The sequence below is a fragment of the uncultured Pseudomonas sp. genome, from assembly GCF_913777995.1.
GTDB lineage: Bacteria > Pseudomonadota > Gammaproteobacteria > Pseudomonadales > Pseudomonadaceae > Aquipseudomonas.
Genome location: NZ_CAJYVE010000022.1, coordinates 1 through 19,642 on the forward strand (window position 1 = coordinate 1; position 19,642 = coordinate 19,642).

17 protein-coding genes are annotated in these 19,642 nt (G+C 65.9%); 12 read left to right on the forward strand and 5 right to left on the reverse strand.

Translation table 11 applies throughout. The features are described from left to right. Nucleotides 1-411 precede the first annotated feature (411 nt). Complete coding sequence (locus QZ497_RS09150) at nucleotides 412-1,176, reverse strand: IclR family transcriptional regulator (RefSeq protein WP_295473338.1); 765 nt, start codon at nucleotides 1,174-1,176, stop codon at nucleotides 412-414. 162 nt (nucleotides 1,177-1,338) lie between these two features. Between QZ497_RS09150 and QZ497_RS09155 the strand changes: the two genes are divergently transcribed. From QZ497_RS09155 to QZ497_RS09205, 11 genes are read left to right on the forward strand one after another with little or no spacing between them, the layout of a single operon-like run. After that, complete coding sequence (locus tag QZ497_RS09155; RefSeq protein WP_295473340.1) at nucleotides 1,339-2,883, forward strand: acetolactate synthase large subunit; 1,545 nt, start codon at nucleotides 1,339-1,341, stop codon at nucleotides 2,881-2,883. Nucleotides 2,884-2,886: 3 nt separating this feature from the next. Continuing rightward, the gene (locus QZ497_RS09160) at nucleotides 2,887-4,377 is read left to right on the forward strand and encodes an aldehyde dehydrogenase family protein (protein ID WP_295473342.1); all 1,491 of its coding nucleotides are present in this window, start codon (nucleotides 2,887-2,889) and stop codon (nucleotides 4,375-4,377) included. Nucleotides 4,378-4,402: 25 nt separating this feature from the next. Continuing rightward, nucleotides 4,403-5,197 (forward strand): SDR family oxidoreductase, encoded by a 795-nt coding sequence (locus tag QZ497_RS09165; RefSeq protein ID WP_295473344.1) that lies wholly within the window; start codon nucleotides 4,403-4,405, stop codon nucleotides 5,195-5,197. 10 nt (nucleotides 5,198-5,207) lie between these two features. Beyond that, the gene (locus tag QZ497_RS09170; protein ID WP_295473346.1) at nucleotides 5,208-6,248 is read left to right on the forward strand and encodes a glycosyl hydrolase; all 1,041 of its coding nucleotides are present in this window, start codon (nucleotides 5,208-5,210) and stop codon (nucleotides 6,246-6,248) included. A 10-nt stretch (nucleotides 6,249-6,258) separates the two neighbouring features. Then, complete coding sequence (locus QZ497_RS09175; protein WP_295473348.1) at nucleotides 6,259-6,708, forward strand: VOC family protein; 450 nt, start codon at nucleotides 6,259-6,261, stop codon at nucleotides 6,706-6,708. 14 nt (nucleotides 6,709-6,722) lie between these two features. After that, nucleotides 6,723-7,325: an amino acid synthesis family protein gene (locus QZ497_RS09180; RefSeq protein ID WP_295473350.1), complete on the forward strand. Its 603-nt coding sequence runs from the start codon at nucleotides 6,723-6,725 to the stop codon at nucleotides 7,323-7,325. 24 nt (nucleotides 7,326-7,349) lie between these two features. Continuing rightward, nucleotides 7,350-8,192: an alpha/beta hydrolase gene (locus tag QZ497_RS09185; RefSeq protein ID WP_295473352.1), complete on the forward strand. Its 843-nt coding sequence runs from the start codon at nucleotides 7,350-7,352 to the stop codon at nucleotides 8,190-8,192. 38 nt (nucleotides 8,193-8,230) lie between these two features. After that, on the forward strand, nucleotides 8,231-9,835 hold the full coding sequence (locus QZ497_RS09190; RefSeq protein ID WP_295473354.1) for a bifunctional 3-(3-hydroxy-phenyl)propionate/3-hydroxycinnamic acid hydroxylase: 1,605 nt from the start codon (nucleotides 8,231-8,233) through the stop codon (nucleotides 9,833-9,835). Beyond that, nucleotides 9,832-10,626, forward strand: a complete 795-nt coding sequence (locus tag QZ497_RS09195; RefSeq protein ID WP_295473356.1) for a fumarylacetoacetate hydrolase family protein — start codon at nucleotides 9,832-9,834, stop codon at nucleotides 10,624-10,626. The genes QZ497_RS09190 and QZ497_RS09195 overlap by 4 nt, the downstream gene beginning before the upstream one ends. Further along, complete coding sequence (locus tag QZ497_RS09200) at nucleotides 10,626-11,600, forward strand: helix-turn-helix domain-containing protein (protein ID WP_295473358.1); 975 nt, start codon at nucleotides 10,626-10,628, stop codon at nucleotides 11,598-11,600. The genes QZ497_RS09195 and QZ497_RS09200 overlap by 1 nt, the downstream gene beginning before the upstream one ends. Further along, nucleotides 11,600-12,838 (forward strand): multidrug effflux MFS transporter, encoded by a 1,239-nt coding sequence (locus QZ497_RS09205; RefSeq protein ID WP_295473360.1) that lies wholly within the window; start codon nucleotides 11,600-11,602, stop codon nucleotides 12,836-12,838. The genes QZ497_RS09200 and QZ497_RS09205 overlap by 1 nt, the downstream gene beginning before the upstream one ends. On the opposite strand, the gene QZ497_RS09210 is transcribed toward QZ497_RS09205, so the two are convergent. Then, nucleotides 12,823-13,359 (reverse strand): peroxiredoxin, encoded by a 537-nt coding sequence (locus tag QZ497_RS09210; protein WP_295473362.1) that lies wholly within the window; start codon nucleotides 13,357-13,359, stop codon nucleotides 12,823-12,825. The genes QZ497_RS09205 and QZ497_RS09210 overlap by 16 nt on opposite strands. Before the next feature lie 112 nt (nucleotides 13,360-13,471). Here QZ497_RS09210 and QZ497_RS09215 point away from each other — a divergent pair, with 112 nt between their 5' ends. Next, the gene (locus tag QZ497_RS09215) at nucleotides 13,472-13,852 is read left to right on the forward strand and encodes a RidA family protein (RefSeq protein WP_295473364.1); all 381 of its coding nucleotides are present in this window, start codon (nucleotides 13,472-13,474) and stop codon (nucleotides 13,850-13,852) included. A 492-nt stretch (nucleotides 13,853-14,344) separates the two neighbouring features. On the opposite strand, the gene QZ497_RS09220 is transcribed toward QZ497_RS09215, so the two are convergent. From QZ497_RS09220 to QZ497_RS09230, 3 genes are read right to left on the reverse strand one after another with little or no spacing between them, the layout of a single operon-like run. Beyond that, on the reverse strand, nucleotides 14,345-16,735 hold the full coding sequence (locus tag QZ497_RS09220; RefSeq protein WP_295473366.1) for a hybrid sensor histidine kinase/response regulator: 2,391 nt from the start codon (nucleotides 16,733-16,735) through the stop codon (nucleotides 14,345-14,347). Between the two features lie 10 nt (nucleotides 16,736-16,745). After that, nucleotides 16,746-17,207, reverse strand: coding sequence for a response regulator (locus tag QZ497_RS09225; RefSeq protein ID WP_295473368.1), 462 nt, complete (start codon nucleotides 17,205-17,207; stop codon nucleotides 16,746-16,748). 13 nt (nucleotides 17,208-17,220) lie between these two features. Then, nucleotides 17,221-19,470, reverse strand: a complete 2,250-nt coding sequence (locus QZ497_RS09230; protein ID WP_295473370.1) for an ATP-binding protein — start codon at nucleotides 19,468-19,470, stop codon at nucleotides 17,221-17,223. Between the last annotated feature and the right edge of the window lie 172 nt (nucleotides 19,471-19,642).

Here is a 19,642-nt window from a genome sequence, read left to right on the forward strand (position 1 = left end):
GGCAGACCCAAGCCAGGAGCAATGGCTTTTGGTTACTTTTGGCGCGCAGGGCACCTGGAAACCAAAAGTAACCCGCCGTAAAGGCGGAAAGGTGACTAAAGGGCACTAATGCTGCGGCGGGTGTACCTGGTCCAGATAGCCTGCCATTCGCGAGCAAGCTCCAACGGTCTAACTGACCAGTATTGGCTTTAGCCGCAATACTGTTCGCTTAAGCGGCATATGGCCCGGTGGGAGCGGCCATAGCCGCGAAAGCGCCAGGAAATTCAGTGCATCTGTTGTGAACAGGCGGTCGCTTCTCGGCTGAAGCCGCTCCTGCCCGGTCTAACTGACCATTATTGGTTCTAGGCCCAGTACAGGCCCAACTGACTTATCCGTAATGGATGCCTGGCCTGCTCGAAACGGCTGGCTCCATCACGGACCGTCGGCACGCTGGGCGTGCATGTTGGCGGCGATGCGCCGTGCGGTTTCGATCACCATGTCGGTGACCGTTTCCTGGCGCAGCAGTTTGAAGCTCGCCGTGTCGCCCACCGCCGACAGGCTGCCGACCACTTCCTTGCCCTCCAGGCTGACGATCGGTGCGGCGATCCCGGTCAGGCCCTTGTTCAGTTCGTCGTGGGTGATGCAGTAGCCGTTCTTGCGAATTTTCTTCGCCACCCGGGCGAACTCCGACCAGGCGTAGTGGTTGCAGGGGTGGCCCGGGTCGCCGGCGATATGGTCTTCGAACAGCTTCAGCAGGTGGCGGCCCTTCTGGTAGGCGACCAGCACCTTCGATTGTGCGCCGCGGAAGATCGGCAGTGGCTGGCCACGGCCGAAGGTGAACTGGTGCTGGCTGCTCGGGTCGGTGATCCACGTGTTGATGATGTGCCCGTCGTAGAACACGCTGACGAACACCGCCAGGCCAGTCTCGGCCGACAGTGCCTCGATTTCCTGGCGTCCGGCGCTGAGGATCGGGTCGTACTGACGCATCATCCAGTCCAGTTCGATGATCCGCGGACCCAGGCCGTAGCTGCCGGCACCGACGCGGGTCAGCAGTCCGGCGTCGCACAGGTCTTTCACATAGCGGTACACCGTGGCCCTGGACAAGCCCATGCGCGCGGCGATGGTCTCCGGGTCGATCTGCAACTGGTCAGGACCGAACAGGTCCAGGACGGCCAGGGTCTTGCGCAGGCTGCTCATATCGTTGCCTCGATGGCGAAGTGTCTCTTGGGTGTGGCGGAAAATACCCTTAAAAATCTCATTTGTCTCGTATTTTGAGTAAAACGACAAAATTAGGTTGTTTGTCGTTTTTCAAAATGGAATAAATCTCACACAACAAAGCCAGCCTGTGAGGCCAGACAAATGAACGGAGCCCAGTTGCTCATCCAGGCCGCCGCCGCGAGCGGGGTCGAGTACTGTTTTGCCAACCCCGGGACCACCGAAATCCCGCTGGTCGCCGCCTTGGCCGGAGACACTCGGCTCAAGCCCGTGCTGTCGCTGTTCGAAGGGGTGTGCACCGGTGCCGCCGATGGTTACGGGCGTATCGCCGGCAAACCGGCCATGACCCTGACCCACCTGGGGCCAGGCTTCGCCAATGGCATCGCCAACCTGCATAACGCCCGCCGCGCCAATACGCCAATCGTCAACGTGATCGGTGACCACGCCTCCTGGCACGTCAACTACGACCCGCCACTGGCCAGCGATATTCAGGCGCTGGCCGGCTCGGTGTCCGCCTGGGTGCGCCTGTCGCGCAGTACCCGGCACTTGGGGGAAGACCTGCAGGACGCGGTGCAGGCGGCCTGGCAGCCGCGCGGACAGATTGCCAGCCTGATCCTGCCCATGGACCTGCAGGCCCAGCAACTCGACACCCCCATTGCCCCATTGGCGCCACTGCAGGCACCGGTACGTCGCTTTGCCGCCGACCGCGTCGAGCAGGTCGCCGCGCAGTTGCGCGCCGGCAAGCGCCTGGTGTTCATCGTCGGTGACGACGGCCTAAGCATCGCTGGCTTGCAAGCTGCCGGACGCCTGGCCGGCCTGCCAGGGGTCAAGCTGTTCGCCGAGACTTTCCCGCGGGTCAGCCAGCGTGGCGGTGGCCTGCCGGACCTGGACCGCCTGCCGTACTTCCCGGAAGTGGCCATCGGCATCCTTGACCAGTACGACCTGGTGGTGTGTGCCGGGGTTGGCGAACCGATCAGCTATTTCGGTTACGAAGGCATCGCGTCGCGTCTGGCCGGTCGTGAGCGCCTGCTGAATCTGGCCGAAGTCGGCGACGACGTCAGCGGCGCCCTGGCCGCCCTGGCCGACGCCGTGCAGGCGCCGGCCTGGACAGCAGCCCCGCAGGGCATCGAGCTGCCGGCTGGCGATGCCGCCCTGAGCCCGCAATCGGTGGGCCTGGTGCTGGCCGCCGCGCTGCCCCAGGACGCCATCGTCTCGGTAGAGGGCGGCACCTGTGGCTACCCGTTCTTCACCGCCTCGGCACGTGCCGCCCGCCATCGGGTCCTGACCAACACCGGCGGCGCCATCGGCCAGGGCATACCCGCCGGCTTCGGCGCCGCGCTGGCCGAGCCGGGTACGCCGGTGTTCTGCCTGCAGTCCGACGGCAGTGCGCAGTACACCATCCAGACACTGTGGAGCATCGCCCGCGAGCAGTTGCCGGTGGTCATCCTCATCGCGGCCAACCATCGCTACGCGATCCTGCAGAACGAGCTGCGCCGCTACGGCGTCAGCGACTTTGGCCCCCAGGCCCTGGCCCTTACCGAATTGGACCGGCCACGTATCGACTGGCCGGCGCTGGCGCGTGGCTATGGCGTGCCCGCCAGCACCGTGCGCACCAACGCCGAGCTGCACCAGGCCCTGGCGCGCGCCAAGGCTTCGGCAGCCCCTTGCCTGATCGAGATGGAGTTGTAAGCCATGAGTGAAATTGCCTTGCTGCCTGCGGTGCGGGCGTTCCTGGCCGCGCCCCACGGCCTGTTCATCGACGGTACCTGGCAGGCGGCGGCCAGCGGTCGTCGCCTGGAGGTGGAAAATCCGGCCAGCGCCAGCGTCATCGCCGCAGTGGCCGAAGGCGCCGAAGCTGATGCCGACGCGGCCGTGGCAGCTGCCCGCGCCGCTTTCGAAGGCCCCTGGCGCCAAGTGTCGCCGGCACGCCGTGGCCAGCTGTTGTGGCAACTGGCCGAGCTGATCGACCGCCATGCCGAAGAACTCGCGCAACTGATCACCCTGGAGAACGGCAAGCCGATCGCCAATGCGCGGGGCGAAGCAGCCAGCGCGGCCAGCATCGTGCGCTACTTCGCCGGCTGGCCGACCAAGATCGAGGGCAGCACCCTGCCGGTGTCGCCGGCCAGCGGTGCGCCGATGCTCAATTACACCCTGCGTGAGCCGGTGGGGGTCTGCGCGCTGATCGTGCCGTGGAATTTCCCGCTGACCATGTGCGTGTGGAAGCTCGGTCCGGTGCTGGCCACCGGTTGTACGGCAGTGCTCAAGCCCGCCGAGCAGACCCCCTTGGTGGCGGTGCGCCTGGTGCAACTGATCGAGCAGGCCGGCTTTCCTGCCGGGGTGGTCAACCTGCTCACCGGCCTGGGCCTGCACACCGGCGCGCCGCTGGCGGCCCATGCAGGCGTCGACAAGGTGGCCTTCACCGGCTCTACCCAAGTGGGGCGGCTGATCGCCCAGGCGGCCACCGGCAACATGAAAAAGGTGTCGCTGGAGCTGGGCGGCAAGTCGCCGAACATCATCCTTCCCGATGCCGATATCGCCCGCGCCGCCAAGGGCGCGGCCGACGGCATCTTCTACAACCAGGGCCAGGTATGCACCGCTGCGTCGCGTCTTTACGTGCATGAAAGCGTGCTGGATGCGGTGCTCGACGAGCTGCAGCGGCATGCCCGCGCGCATGTGCTCGGCCCCGGCCTGGACAGCCGCAGCACCCTCGGGCCGCTGGTGTCCGGGCGTCAGCTGGAGACGGTCACTGGCTACCTGCGCCGTGGCACCGAGGAGGGCGCCGAGCTGGTCTGTGGTGGCGGGCGACCGGAGCACCTGGAGCAAGGCCATTTCATTCAGCCGACGGTGTTCCTCGACCGCGCCGAGCGCGCCTGCGTGGCCCGCGAGGAAATCTTCGGCCCGGTGCTGACGGTGATGAGCTGGCGTGAACCGGAGGACCTGGTGCAGCGCGCCAACGACTCGCCCTACGGTCTGGCGGCCGGGCTGTGGACCCGCGACCTGCGTTCGGCGCACCGCCTGGCAGCGCAGCTGAAGGCCGGTTCGATCTGGATCAACTGCTGGAACGTGGTCGACCCGGCCTCGCCCTTCGGCGGTTACAAGCAGTCCGGCTGGGGCCGGGAAATGAGCAAGCACGTGATCGACGCCTACACCGAGACCAAGAGTGTCTTCGTCGATCTCGCCTGACCAACCAATAACAAGAGGAACGATCATGGATCTGCAACTGCAAGGCCGTGTGGCCATCGTCACCGGCGGCGGCATGGGTATCGGCAAGGAAGTCGCGCGCTTCCTGTCGCAGGAAGGCTGCAAGGTGGTGATCTGCGCCCGGCGCATGGAATACCTGCGCCCGGCCGCCGAAGAGATCAGCGCCGAAACCGGCAACGAAGTGCTGCCGCTGTTCTGCGACACCAACGACATGGCGGCGGTGGCCGACATGGTGCAGCAGGCCGTCGAACGCTTTGGCCGTATCGACATCCTGGTCAATGGCGCCGCCGCGCCATCGGGCGTGGTGCGCAACGACATCGAGCACGCCGGCGACGACGAGCTGCTCTCGGACATGAACACCAAGGTGATTGGCTATTTCCGCTGTGCCAAGGCGGTGACCCCGCACATGAAGCAGGGCGGCTTCGGGCGCATCATCAACATCGGCGGCTTGACCGGCCGTGGCAGCAAGGTGCTGTCGGGCATGCGCAACCTGGCCATTGCCCACATGACCAAGACGCTGTCCGACCAGCTCGGCCCCTCGGGCATCACCGTCAACCTGATTCACCCCGGCGTGGTAGACACCCCGCATATCCAGGAACTCTACGAGCGCGAAGGCGTGAAGCAGGGCAAGACCCCGCAGCAGGTCGAGCAGGGCTACATCGACGCCACTCCCATCCGCCGGACCCTGCAGCCCATCGAGATGGGGTGGCTGATCGGCTTCCTGGCTTCGCCCAAGGCCGGCGCAATCACCGGTGAGTCCATCGGCATCGATGGCGGCCTGACCCGCGGCATCTTCATCTGAGGAAGCAATCATGAACAATGGAACCCTGTTGGTGGCCACTGTCGGCCAGGCGGTGATCCGCAGCGCCGACGACGGCCAGACCTGGCATCGCCTGGGGCTGGGCCAGGCCATCGAGTTCGACGCCATCACCCGTTCGCTGAGCCTGAGCCCGGCCAACCCCGAAGTGATCTATGCCGGCACCGACGTGGGCCTGTGCGTCAGCCACGATGTCGGCGGCCACTGGGCGCGGGTCGAGTCGCCGTTCAACGGCCAGACCGTGTGGAAAGTCGCGGTCGACCCCCAGGACCCGCAGCGCATCTTCGTTGGCACCGGCGCACCCTCGCGGGCGGTGCTGTGGCGCAGCCTGGATGGCGGCGCCAGCTGGTACCGGGTGCCGGTGGAGATTCCGGAGTTCTGCGAAGGGGTGAGCAAGCCGCGGCTGCTGGCCTTCGCCTACGACCCGACCGACCGTGACCAGGTGTGGTTCGGCCTTGAAGAGGGCGGCCTGTTTCACAGCCGCGATGGCGGCGAGAGCTTCACCCGTGTCGACGATCGCCTGCTGTGGGACTACAACTCCGACGTACACAACATCGTGGTGCTGCCCAACCATGGCCGCAAGGTGATCGTCGTGGTGTGCGTCAACGCCGTGTACCGCAGCCTCGACGAAGGCCGTACCTGGAGCGGCATCATCGGCAAGGAGGCCTTCGGGCTGTATTACCTGCGCGTGCTCAATGCCCCGGCAGGCAGCGAGGACACGCTGTACCTGAGCATCTCCGACGGCACGCCGGGCACCACCAGCAAGGTGCTGGTCTCGCAGGATGCGGCCGAGAGCTGGGAGGTGCTGCCGCTGCCGCAACAGCCCAATTCCTGCGTGTGGGCCATGGCCTTCAACCCCGCCGACCCGCGCCAGCTGCTGGCCGGGACCAAGTACGGGCATCTGTTCACCTCGCTGAACGGCGGCCAGGGCTGGCAGAAGCAGTGGCGCGAGTTCAGCGAGATCGCCGACGTGCTGTGGACACCGGCGGTGGCGCAGATCAAGTCTGGACACCAGTCCGTCATCAAGCACACGTGAGGAGAGGGCGATGAAAGTCGAGATCGTTCGTACGCACCTGTCGTTGTTCGTCCGCGACCCGGAGGTTTCGGCGCGCTGGTATGCCGATGTGCTGGGCATGCACGAAAGCGCCAGGGGCGAGAGCTGGATCATGATGGCCTTCGGCGCCAAGCACCATGACATTGCCCTGATCAAGGCCGAGCCGGGCGCCCACCAGGGCGGCCTCGGCCTGCAGCACTACGGCCTGGAAATCGCCGGTGACATGACCACCCTGCGCCAGCTGTACGGCATGTTGCTGGGCAAGGGCGTGGAGATCGTCAAGATCACCGACCACGAGATCGGCAACGGCCTCTACTTCAACGACCCCGATGGCAATCGCATGGAATTCTTCCTCGAAACCGAGCACGACGACGCGCGGGCCAAGGAGCGCTTTCGCGTCGCTGGCGCACCCAGCCGGCATTTCGACCTCGATCCTCTTTAATCCAGGACACCGCTATGAAACCGAGCAATTTCGCCACCTACCACATTCGCAAATGGTACAGCTTCAGCGAAGAGACCCTCGCCAACGAGAGTGGCCAGCTGGCCGATGGCGAGCCGCTGTTCAAGTACGTCATCGCGGCAGCGATTCACAACCCCTACGCCGGTCAGTTCAGCCAGGATCTCGCGCAGTTGGTGGACGACTCACCGAAGCTGGGTGAGGAATTCGGCCGACGCATCCGTGAGCTGGCCGCCGGCCGCTCGATCGTCAGCTACGGCAAGGCCTGCGTGGTCGGCAGCCAGGGCGAGTACGAGCACGGCAACGCGTTCCTCACCAACCCGGCTGCCGACCCGGTGCGGGTGGCCCTGGGCGGTGGCATGTCGTGGGTGCCTTCGACCGGCAAGCGCGGTGCGCCAGGGGTGACCATCGACGTGCCGCTGGCGCACAAGGATGCCCTGTACGTGCGCTCGCACTACGACACCATTTCCGTGTCGTTCGGCGATGGCCCGGCGCCCAACGAGGTGATCATCATCTGGGCCTTCGCCACACGCGGCCGGCTGCATGCGCGTCTGGGCGGCCTCAGCGCCGAGGCGATCAAAGGCGATAACGGCCTGACCTGACAGGTCGGCCGGGGGAGAACCGTGATGTCAGTACGCAGTGTGTTTTTCACCAACCGCAGCGGCGTGCGCCTGCATGCCCTGCAGTATGGCGCGACCGGCGCCACCCCGGTGGTGCTGCTGCACGGGCTGCGCGCCTATGCGCAGACCTGGGCGCCGCTGGCTGCCGCGCTGGGCGACGGCTACTGCTGCTACGCGCTGGACCAGCGCGGACGCGGCCTGAGCGACTGGGCACCGAGTGACAGCTACCGCACCGATTGTTATGTCGACGACCTGGAAGACCTGGTCGCCCATCTGGGCCTGGAGCGTTTCTTGCTCGTCGGTCACTCGCTGGGCGGCGCCAACGCGCTGGAGTACGCGCGTCGTCATCCGCGGCGCCTGCTGGCGCTGGTGATCGAAGACATCGGGCCGGGTTCGTCCAGCGCCGGTGACGGCGCAGCACGCATCCGCCGGGAAATGCAGCAGACCCCGCTGGTGTTCGCCGACTGGAACGCCGCTCGTGAGTTCTGGCGTCGCGCACGGCCTGGGCTGACGGAGGAGGGTATCGAGTCGCGCCTGGCGCATTCGATGCGGGAAAGCCCCGAAGGCATCGTCTGGCGTCACGACCAGCAGGGTATCGCCGAGGCCCGCTTGAGTATCGAACCGACCGACCTGTGGCCGGCGGTACGGGCGCTGCAATGCCCGACCCTGTTCGTACGCGGCGGTTGCTCGGATTTCCTGCCGCCGGCCACCGTCGCGGCGATGTTACAGGCCAATGCCCGTATTCGTGCCGTCGAAGTCGCCGATGCCAGCCATTACGTTCATGATGATCAGAGCGCCATCTTCAACCAGGTAGTCAGCGCGTTCCTGCAAGAGTCGCAGGACCGCTGAGTATCACCGCAAAACCTACAAGAAACGGGTGAGAGAGCATGAGACGCGAGACCACTCAGGTTGTAATCGTCGGCGCCGGGCCGAACGGGATCACCGCCGCCCACTACATGGGGCTGCATGGCATCGACTGCGTGGTGCTGGAACTGGCCGAGGGCATCCTGCCGTACCCGCGTGCGGTGGGCATGGATGACGAAGCCTTGCGCGTGCTGCAGGGCATCGGCATCGCCGACATCGCCGTGCGCGACATGATCTGCGACGTGCCGCTGCGCTACTACAACGCGCGGGGCGTGTGCTTTGCCGAGGTCAAGCCGAGCGTGGCCGAGTATGGCTGGCCGATGCGCAACATCTTCATGCAGCAGTTGCTCGAAGGCACCTTGCGTGACGAACTCGGGCGTCACCCCCAGGTGCAGCTGCGCCTGGGCCACGAGATGCTCGACCTCAGCCAGGACGAGCAGGGCGTGACCCTGCAGGTGCGCGGTGCCGACGGCCAGACCTACGAGCTGCATACGCAGTACCTGATCGGCGCCGACGGCGGACGTTCGAACGTGCGCAAGAAGCTCGGCATCGAATTGCTGGGCATGACTCACCCGCGCAAGTGGGTGGTGGTGGATGTCTGCAACGACTCCCTGGACGCACCTTACACGGCCTTGCACGCCGACCCCGAGCGGCCTTTCGTATGCATCTACCTGCCCTACGGGCAGCGGCGCTGGGAATTCATGCTCAAGGAAGGCGAGGACGAGCAGCGCATGTGCGGGGAGTCGACCATCCGCGGGCTGATCCGCGGGCACATCGGCGACGCGGTGGATGAGCTGCAGATCGTGCGCATCCGTGCCTACACCCACAACTCCCGTGTGGCGGCGCGCTTCGTCGAGGGCCGCGTGGCGCTGGTCGGCGATGCTGCGCACATCTCGCCACCTTGGGCGGGGCAAGGTCTCAACTCCGGGCTGCGCGACGTGGCCAACCTGGTGTGGAAGATCGCTGCGGTGCTCAAGGGGCGGGCCTCGCCGAGAATCATCGCCAGCTACGACACCGAGCGGCGTGGTCATGCCACCGACCTGATCGGCCTGGCCGACAACATGGGCGCGGTGCTGGGCCTGACCAACCCGCTGATGGCCGGGGTGCGCGACTGGCTGTTCCAAGCGGTGAACACGGTCGACAACCTGCGTTCGCACCTGCTGGAGTTCAAGTTCAAGCCCAAGGCGACCATCACCAAGGGGCTGGTCTACCACGAACGCGAGGAGTTGCGCGAAGGCGACCTGGTCGGCCAGCTGTTCGTGCAACCGCAGGTCGAAGATGCCGAAGGCCGCCGCCGACGCCTGGATGAAGTGCTGGGCGACTCCTATGCTGTACTCGGCTACCGGGTCAACCCGGCCGCCGGCCTGAGCGAGGCCACGCGCGCCTACTGGCAGCGCTGGGACACCCGTTTCATTCAGGTCAACCGTTCGCGCAGTGGCATGCGCGGCCAGCCGTTGAGCGCCGACGGGGCGATCAGCGTCGAGGATGTCGATAACCGCCTGGCCAACTGGTTCTCCAAGGTGCGCGACAGCGTCGTGGTGGTACGCCCGGACCGCTTCGTGGCGGCCATCACCACGCCGGAACGCCTGGAATCGGTGCTCGCTCGCCTGGAGAAACAACTGTCATGAACCCTCTCGACGATTTACCTGGCCGCCTGCTGCACTGCGCCGACCAGGCCGTAGCTCTGCCGGCTGAGCAGGCCCCGGCGGGCCTGGATGTGACGACGGGCTACCGGCTACAGCGCAGCAACCTGGCGCTGCGCCTGGCGCGTGGTGAACGCTTCAGCGGCTGGAAAGTGGCCTTTGCCGGCGCTGCGGCGCAGGCGCGCTTCGGCCTCGGCGAGCCGGTCTATGGCGGCCTCACCGAGGCCATGGCGGTGTTGCCAGGGGCGGCCCTGGATCTCGCGGGCCTGGTCGACCCACGGCTGGAGATCGAGATCGCCTTCATCTTTGCCCGTGACCTGCCGCCCGCTGACTACAGCGACGAGCAGATCATCCAGGCCATCGGTGGCTTGGCCCTGGCCTTCGAAGTGGCGGATTGCCGCTGGGCTGGCTGGCGCTTCGAGGCCGGCGCTTTCCTGGCCGACAACGCCGCCGCCGGCCGCTATTGCCTGTCGGCGGCGCTGCCGTTCAGCGCCAGCCGCCATCAAGCGCTGGACTACGCCCTGACCCGCGACGGTGTGGCGCTGGGCCGCGGGCAGACTGGCGACGCCGCAGACTCGGCGCTGCCGATCACCTGTTGGCTGGTTCGCCGCCTGCTGGCCGACAAGCAGCCGGTGCGCGCCGGGCAGGTGGTGCTGACCGGTGCCTTGCTGGCGCCGTTGGCCATCGAGCCTGGCCATTTCCGTTTCACCCTCGCCGGGCGAGCGCTGGAGTTGGATTTCGTCAGTCGAGAGGTCAGCGCCAAGGAGGATGCCTGATGTTCGCGCAAACCCGTAGTTTCACCGATCTGCACGAACACGCCGGAGCCATCTCCGGCTGGCGGCAGACCTATGACCAGATGGGCCGCGGGCCGCTGAACACCGGCTTGTCGCAGGTGTGTGGCGAGCGCTTCCAGCTGTTTCAGGAGTCTTTCGACAACCGTATCGCGCAACACGGCCAGGCCCCGCGGGGGCGCATGTGCATCGCGGTGGTGCTGCCGGCCGGGCAGGCGCCGATCGTGCAGAAGCAACTGGTGGGCGCGCACAGCGTCATGCTGCTGCGTCCGGATGAGGATTTCGTGGTCCAGGCGCCGGCCGGCACGCGTTATTTCGGTGCTACCGTCGACCTGGTACGCTTCGCCGAACTGGCAGCCTTCGAGCTGTCGGCCGGGCAGTTGCAGCGCGCCAAGACGCTGTCGCAGCTGGAGGTGCCCGGGGCACTCATCGAACGCCTGTTGCAGCGCATCTATGCCGCGTTCCAACTGATGGTCGAACGTGACGGCGCGGCTGATCACAGCACCGAGAAGTTCATCGAGGACACCCTGCTGGAGACCTTGCTGGACCTGTTCAGTGGCGCCTGCGACGTGCCGCGTGGACGCCAGGGCAACATTGCGGTGAGTGCCTGGCTGGTCAAGCGCAGCCAGGAACTGGCCCTGGCGCGCCTGGAGCAGCCGCCGAGCATCCTTGACCTGTGCGCCGAGCTGCGCGTCAGCCGGCGGACCCTGCAGAACAGTTTCCAGGCGGTGACCGGCATGCGCCCGATCGAATACCTGCGCAACCTGCGTCTCAATGCCGTGCGCCGCAAACTCAGGGCCACGGCGGTGGAGCAGGGCACGGTGGGCGAGATCGCCGGGCAGATGGGCTTCAGCCACCTCAGCCATTTTTCGCTCAATTACCGCGAGCTGTTCGGCGAGTACCCGTCGCAGACCAAGCGCCAGGCTGGCAGCCCGCTTTGCAAGGTCGGCAACGCCTGATGAGCGCTGCGAAAGGTTCTGCGCCGCTGATTGCACTGTTGGCTACGCTGTGTGCCCTGGTGCCTTTGTCGATTGACACCTACCTGCCCAGCCTGCCGGACATCGCCCTCGACCTGAACGCGGAAACGGCGCGGGTGCAGTCGACCATCGGCCTGTTTCTCGCCGGGTTGTGCAGCGGCATGCTGATCTGCGGCCCGCTGTCGGACCGTCATGGGCGTCGACGTCTGCTGCTTGGCAGCCTGGCCTTGTACCTGCTGGCCTCGCTGGCTTGCACGCAGGTTACCGACGTGACCCAGTTGCAGGGCCTGCGCTTCATCCAGGCGCTGGGCGGCGCGGGGGCCCTGGTGTTGGCACGCACCGTGGTACGTGACCTGTACCCGTTGAGCGAGTCGGCGCGGCTGCTGTCGCTGATGCACGTCATCGCCATGCTCGCCACGCTGGTGGCACCGGTGTTGGGCACCTGGCTGGTGCTGCTGCACGGCTGGCGGACGATCTTCGTGGCCTTGTTCCTGGCAGCAGCGGCGTGCCTGCTGGTGGCCTGGCGGCTGTTGCCGGAAAGCTTGCCGACACACGCCCGGACGGCCTCGCTGGGGGCGTCGTTCCGGCATTACGCGGCGATCCTGCGCCACCCGCTGGCGCTGCTGTACATCCTCGCCATGGGCCTGTCGGTGGGTGGCATGTTCGCTTTCATCACCGCTTCGTCTTTTCTGTTCATCGAGCACTTCGGCTTTTCGCCGCGCGGCTTCAGCCTGGTGTTCGCCCTGAACATCGTCGGCATCATCATCGCCACCGTAATCAATGCACGCTGGGTGCGGCGGCGCGGGCCAAGGGCGATGCTGGGGATCGGCAGCCTGGTGGCCGGGGCCGCGGGTGCGGCGCTGCTGGTGGTGGGCCTGACAGGGTGGGCGCAGCCGCTGTCGATCATCCTCTGCGTGGTGGCGTTCATGGGCATCAGCGGCTTGATCGGTTCCAACTGCATCGCCAGCCTGATGGCGCTGTTCCCGTACAATGCCGGAGCCGCCGTGGGCCTGGCCGTGGCCCTGCAATTCGCCTGTGGCGCGCTGTTCAGTGCTCTGGTCAGCCAGTTGGGTGACGGCACAGCGCGCCCGATGTGTCTGGTGATCGGGGGGTGTGGGGTGGCGAGCCTGGTGTGTTACGCCGGTATCCGCCTGTTGAGCGAGCGCCAGGCGGCATTGATTCATGCCGATGAAGGCCGATCGCCTCAGCAGCGCGCCTGACGCAGCCAGTCCAGCACCTGCCCGGCGTTGTTGGCCGGGTCGGGAATGTCGCTGAACAGCTGGGCCACCCGGCCGTTGTCAATCACCAGCGCGGCGCGGCCGTAGACGCGTATCGGCCCGGCCTGGTAAAGCGGCAGGCCCAGGGCTTCTCCCAGTCGGCAGGCCGGGTCGGAAAGCAGCGGGTAGGGCAGCTGAATGCGCTCGATCAGCTCCTGCTGGTAGGCGGTGTCTTGTGAGGACAGGCCGAACAGGCGTGTCGCGCCCAGCGCGGCGAAGTCCTGGAAGTGGTCGCGAAAGCCGCAGGCCTGCGGCGTGCAGCCCTTGGCACCCGGTACGCTGGCCATCTCGGCCGGGGCCGGCAGGTGCGGGTTGCCGCTGCGCGGGTAGATGAACACCACGCACAGGCCGCGCTCGCGGCTGAGGTCCACCGTTTGGCCATCGGTGGCGGGCAGGGTGGTGCTCGGCAGTGGCTGGCCGATCAGCCGGTCACGCAGGGCTTGCTGGGAGTCTGGCAGGGTCATGGGTGTTCCGTAGGGCTGGACAGGTGGAAGAGCGGTGTAAGCCGACGGCTTTGGTGGTCGGGCGATGAACGTTACACTAGTCGGCCTCCCTTCAACCAGACCCGAGGATTGCATGGCCAATCACGATATCGATTTCCTCCCCGATCCGGACCCCGAGTCCATCTCTTCCGACGTCGCCGGCTTTGGCGGCCTGCTGGTGTCCACGCAGATCCCCACCCGTGCCGATGGCAGCCTGGAGCTGGGTGGTATCGTCGAGCAGAGCGAATGCACCCTGCAGGCGCTGAAAACGGCCCTGGAAAAGGCCGGCAGCGGCATGGACCGCGTGCTGCACCTGACCATCTACCTCACCGACATGGCCGACCGTGCGGCGTTCAACGAGGTCTACCAGCGTTTCTTCAGCAAACCCTGGCCGGTCCGCGCCGCCGTTGGCGTGGCGGCCCTGGCGGTGCCGGGCATGCGCGTGGAAGTGACGGCAATGGCCGCCCGCGCCTGAGCCTGCCCCACTGCGCCGGGTTCGGGTTTGCCCGGCGGGCAGACCGCCCTTGCTCGACGGCATTTGCTGGCCATTCGCTCTTGCCGCGGGTGACGGGCAGGACGCTGACGCCGCGAAGGCATCCCGGCTAACGCCAATACTGTTCAGTTAGTCGTTATGGGCCCGTGGGAGCGGCTTTAGCCGCGAAAGCGCCAGGAAAATCACTGCATCTGCTGTGAACTGGCGGTCGCTTCGCGGCTGAAGCCGCTCCTACCCGGCCTAACTGATCAGTATTGCGGCTAACGCCAATACAGTTCAGTTAGACCGTGGGAGCGAGCTTGCTCGCGAAGGCGGCGTCACGTTCACAGCAAATTCAGCGACTTTGCCCGCTTTTCGCGAGCAAGCTCCCACAAAGCCGCAAGGCGCTTAATCGAACAGTATTGCGGCTAACGCCGGTCCTACCGGCCCCCTGATCGGAGCCGGACGGCACGGCTGGCTTTCGCAGCCAAGGCCTTAGACCGTGGACACCTGCGCCAGGCCAAGCATCTGGCCCAGGGCCTGGAACAGGCTGTCCGGATCGACCGGCTTCTGCAGCACCACACTGCCCGGCAGTTCCAGGCCCTGCAGCTCGGCATAGCCGGTAAGGAACACCACCGGCAAATGCGGCTGACGTTCGCGGGCCGCCTGGGCCAGCTGGGCGCCGTTGAAGCCCGGCATGGCGAAGTCGGTGAGCAGCAGGTCGACCTGGTCATCGAGCAGGGCCAGGGCCTGTTCACCGCTGTTGGCCTTGCGCACCTGGTAGCCCTGCATCTGCAGCATCTCGCCGATCATGTCGCGGATCAGGTCTTCGTCGTCGACCACCAGGATGCAGCGGTCGTGCCCGCTGTCGGGCTGCGCGTGGGCCTGGGGCTGCGGATCTTCGACCGGCGAGGCCTGGCGCACCGCCGGCAGGTAGACGCTGACTTCCGTGCCGCGTCCCGGCTCGGTGTCGATGCGCACTCCGCCGCCGGACTGTTTGGCGAACCCGAACACCTGGGCCAGGCCCAGGCCGGACCCTTTGCCGATGTCCTTGGTGGTGAAGAAGGGCTCGAAGACCTTGGCCAGCACGTCCTGGCTCATGCCGCAGCCGGTGTCGCGGATCGACAGCATCACGTAGTCGCCCGGTTCCGGATCTTCCGGGCGCTGCGGAACGTGTCGGATGCGTGTGTTGTGGGTGCGCAGGATCAGCAGACCGCCGGTGGGCATCGCATCCCGGGCGTTGATCGCCAGGTTGAGAATGATCATCTCGGTCTGGGTGGGGTCGGTCAGTGCCTGCCAGAGCTGCGGATGCAGGTCGAGGCGCACCAGAATGCTGCCGCCCAGGGTGCGGCGCAGCAGTTCTTCCAGGCCGCCCAGGGTGTCGTTGAGGTTCAGCGGCACCGGCTCCAGGCGCTGACGTCGCGAGAAGGCCAGCAACTGCGAGGTCAGCTTGGCACCGCGCTCGCCAGCCTCGCGGATGTGCTTGAGGCGCTTGCGGGCCTTTTCCAGGTCATGGCGGTCCAGTTCGCGTTCCAGAAAACTGGCGCCGGTGAGAATCACCGTCAACAAGTTGTTGAAGTCGTGGGCCACGCCCGCGGTGAGCTGGCCGACCGCTTCGAGGCGCTGCATCTGTTGCAGCGCGGCCTCGATGCGTTCGCGCTCGGCAATCTGGTCGAGCAGCCGGGTATTGGCTTCGGCGAGGTTCTGCGTGGCCTCGCGCTCACTGGTGATGTCCCGCGCCACCACGTAGAGCAGGGTGTCTTCCGGCACCACCACCCAGGACAACCAGCGCTGCTGGCCGGTGGCGTGGCGGATGCGCCCGGTGATGCGCACGCTGCCGCCGTTGCGCGCCAGGGTTTCCAGCTCGGCATTGAAGGCCAGGCGGTCGTCCGCCGGCAGTAGCTCCAGCAGCGAGATGTGCGTCATGACCTGGCGGCTGAAACCCAGGGCCTGTTCCCAGGCCGGGTTGAGGGCCACCGGGGTGAGGTCCTTGTTGAACACCCCCAGCAGATCGCGCGACAGCTCCCAGGCGCGGTCGCGCTCCCGGGTGCGTCGCTCGATGCGTTCACCGAGCATTTCGTTCAGCTGTTTGAGGGCCAGGGTGGCCTGGCGCTGCTGGTGGATGTCCTGCAGGACGCCGGAGAAGCGCACGCACTGGCCATCGATGAAACGTGCCTGGCCGCTGCTGAGCAGCCAGCGCGGCTCTTCAGCATTGATGCAGCGGAACTCGATCCGGTAGTGGCCATTGCCCTCGGGCGACATGGCGCGCTCCACGGCTTCACGGACCATCGGCAGGTCGTCAGGGTGGATGCCGTCGTAGAAGCGCTCAAGGGTCAGCACGGCGTCCGCCGGCAGGCCGAACAGCGCCTTGGAGCGGTCGTCCCACAGCAGTTGGCCGTCCAACGGGTGGAAGTCCCAGCTGCCCATGCCGGCGGCGTCGATGGCGATGCGTGCCCGCGCCTCGACTTCGGCCAAGGCCTCTTCGGCGCGGCGGCGGCGCTGGCGCTCCTGCACTTCGGTCAGGGCCCGGCGTACCGCCTTGGGCAGCAGCGAGAGGTTCTTCTTCAGCACGTAGTCGGTGGCGCCCAGGCGGATCATTTCCACCGCATGCTCTTCGCCGTAGATACCTGACAGGAAGATGAACGGCGTGTCCGGCGCCAGGCGCTGGGCGGTGAGCAACACGTCGGTGCCGGAGGAGCCGGGCAGTACGCAATCGCACAGGATCAGGTCGAAGTGCTGCTCCTGCAGCGCACGTTCGACGCCGAGATGATCGAACACCTGATGCGCCTGGATCAGCAGGCCGCTGCGCTCCAGGCGCATAAGAGTCAGTTCGGCATCCATCGAACTGTCTTCGACCATCAGCAGTTTCATGGGCTTGGAAAACATCCGGGCTCCGTCAGGAATTACGACGCCGATTCAGACGCAGGGAGCCGGGCGGAGGTTCATTCAGCACGGCCCAGAATACGCCGAGGTCGGAAATTGCCGCGACGAACTCCTTGAACTCCACGGGTTTGACCACGTAGGCATTGACCCCCAGCTCGTAGGCGCGCAGCAGGTCGGGCTCTTCGCGCGAGGAGGTCAGCATCACCGTCGGGATGCTGCGCAGCTCGGGGGTGTCGCGGACCACCTTGAGCACTTCCAGGCCGTCGACCTTGGGCAGCTTGAGGTCCAGCAGCAGGACTGCCGGGTTGCCGTCGTCACGCTCGGTGAAAGCATTGCGACGCAGCAGGTAGTCCAGGGCGTCGGCACCGTCACGCAGGACGATGACTTCGTTGGCCAACTGGCTGCGCTCCAGCGCGACGAGGGTCAACTCCAGGTCCCTGGGGTTGTCTTCGACCAACAGAATGGGTTTGAGCATGATTGGCAGTTTCTCAGCTGTGCAAAGGGTGTTGTGGGAGGGCGAAATAGAACGTCGCGCCCTGATCGATCTGGCCTTCGGCCCAGACCCGCCCGTCATGACGTTCGATGATGCGTTTGACGCTGGCCAGCCCGATGCCGGTGCCTTCGAAGTCCTCCATGCGATGCAGGCGCTGGAACACGCCGAACAGCTTGCTGGCGTAGGCCATGTCGAAGCCGACGCCGTTGTCGCGGATCCACACCACGGTTTCACTCTCGTCCTGGCGTGCACCGATCTCGATGCGCGCCGGCTGGCGACCGCGGGTGTACTTGAGGGCGTTGGCGATCAGGTTGTTGAGGGCCAGGTTGAGGAACGCCGGATCGGCGATCACTTTGGGCAGTGTAGCGACTTCCCAGACGACCTCACGCTCGCTGTAGTCGGGCCACAGGTCATTGCGGATGGTACCGACCAGCGCATTCAGGTCGACGTCCGAAAGGCGCAGCGCCGAGCGGCCCATCTGCGAGAAGTTGAGCAGGTTGTCCACCAGGGTGCCAGCGAAGCGCGCGGCGTCCTCGATATGTCGCAGAAAGCGCTGGCCGCGTTCGGTCAGCGCGCTGCTTTCGATTTCGGTGAGCAGTTCGGTGTAGCCGGCGATATGCCGCAATGGCGCGCGCAGGTCGTGGGAGACGCTGTAGGAAAATGCCTCAAGCTCCTTGTTGGAGCGTTGCAGTTCGCCAGTCAGCTGGGCCATTTCCTCGGCCTTGCGCAACACGATGCCCAGCACGGCGGTACGCAGCTCACCCACGCCTTCGATGATCAGCGGGTTCCAGGGCGCCGAAAAGCCGCGCACTTCCTCGTGCCAGCGCTCGAAACTGTGGCGCGGGTTAAGGCTGCCCTGCGGCCCGATGTCTTTCTCCGGGCGGCCGGCCCAGTTGACCGTACGGGTCTGCTCGCTGCGGAACCACACCAGGTAATGCGAGTGGATCTGCGAAATCGCCACGGCCAGTACGCCTGCCACGTGTTTCGACAGCTCGGGCAGGTCCTCGATGTCGCGGCGTACGTTGTCACTGTGAAACACCGTTTCCTCGCCGCGCAGGCTCAACCAGTGCACCAAGGCATTGACCATCGATTCCGGAGGGGTGGCGCCCAGCAGGTCGCAGCGTTCGGCGGAAATGATCGCCGCGCCATTGGCATCGGCGAACTCCAGCAAGACCTCGGGTAGCTCCAGCAGGCCGTTGCTGACGCTGTCGTGGTCGGCCATCGACGAGAGCATCTGCACGATGCGCTTGCGCAGGTCGAGCAGCTTGCGGGTCGTGGCGTGCGATTCGAGCGACTCGATCTGCAGCGACAGCACGCTGCCGAGCAGTTCGCAGGCGGTGCGGGTCTGGAAATCCACCGGGCGCGGCTGGTCGTGGTGGCAGGAAATCAGCCCCCACAAGCGGCCATCGACCACGATGGACAGCGACATCGACGCCAGGGTGCCCATGTTGCGCATGTACTGCAGGTGCACCGGCGATACGCTGCGCAGTGCAGCGAAGCTCATGTCCAGCGGCTTGCCGGTCAGCGGGTTGAGCGTCGGCACCAGCGGCGAAGGCTGGTAGTTGGCGTTCTGGATCAGGCGAATGCGGTTGATACGGTACAGCTCGCGGGCCTGGCGCGGGATGTCCGAGGCTGGAAAGCACAGGCCGAGGTAGCTGGGGTAACCGGCGTCGGCTTCTTCGGCGAGCACCAGGCCGTTGCCTTCGCTGTCGAAACGGTAGGCCTTGACCCGGCCGAAACCGGTGACTTGCTTGAGCTGCTGCACCGAGCGCTGCAGCAGCTCTTCGATACTGTGCAGCTGCTGGATACCGCTGACGAAAGCGCGCACCAGCGGGTAGAAGTCGTTACGACCCTTGTCTGTCTCGCGTTGCGCCGGTTCGCATTCGGCGATCAATACCTGGTCATGACGGTGTACCAGCAGGGTCATCAGTTCACCCGCCTGCGGGCCATGGCGCAACTGGACGTTACCGATATGGAAGGGGAAGATCTCGGCGTCGGGCAGATAGCCCAGGTGATCACGCAGGTCGAAGTCCTGGTCCACCCAGTGGCTGAAGTCGCCGCCCAGTAGTTCCTGCGCGGGCACGCCCAGCCAGCTCTGCGCATTCTCACTGGCTTGCAGGATGGTCAGGCTCGACTCGTCCAGCACTAGCAGGAAGCCATGCGGCTGAATGCTGCCGGGAATCTGGATGGGTTCCTGGCTGCACAGCTCGATGGCTTGGTCGAGGGCGGGGTTCGCGGTCGGCAAGAGCAAATTCTCCTGTAGGGTCCGTTCTATCAAGGCCGGAAGTCTTGGCACAGGATTCAGTTACAGAAGGTATCAGAAAGTTGCCGTCCATGCTGCGTCCGTGCCGCCCCAGCAGAAAAAAGCCTGCCGGGTAGGGGCTTGAACCCGTGATGGCCCGCCAGCGGGCAGAGCG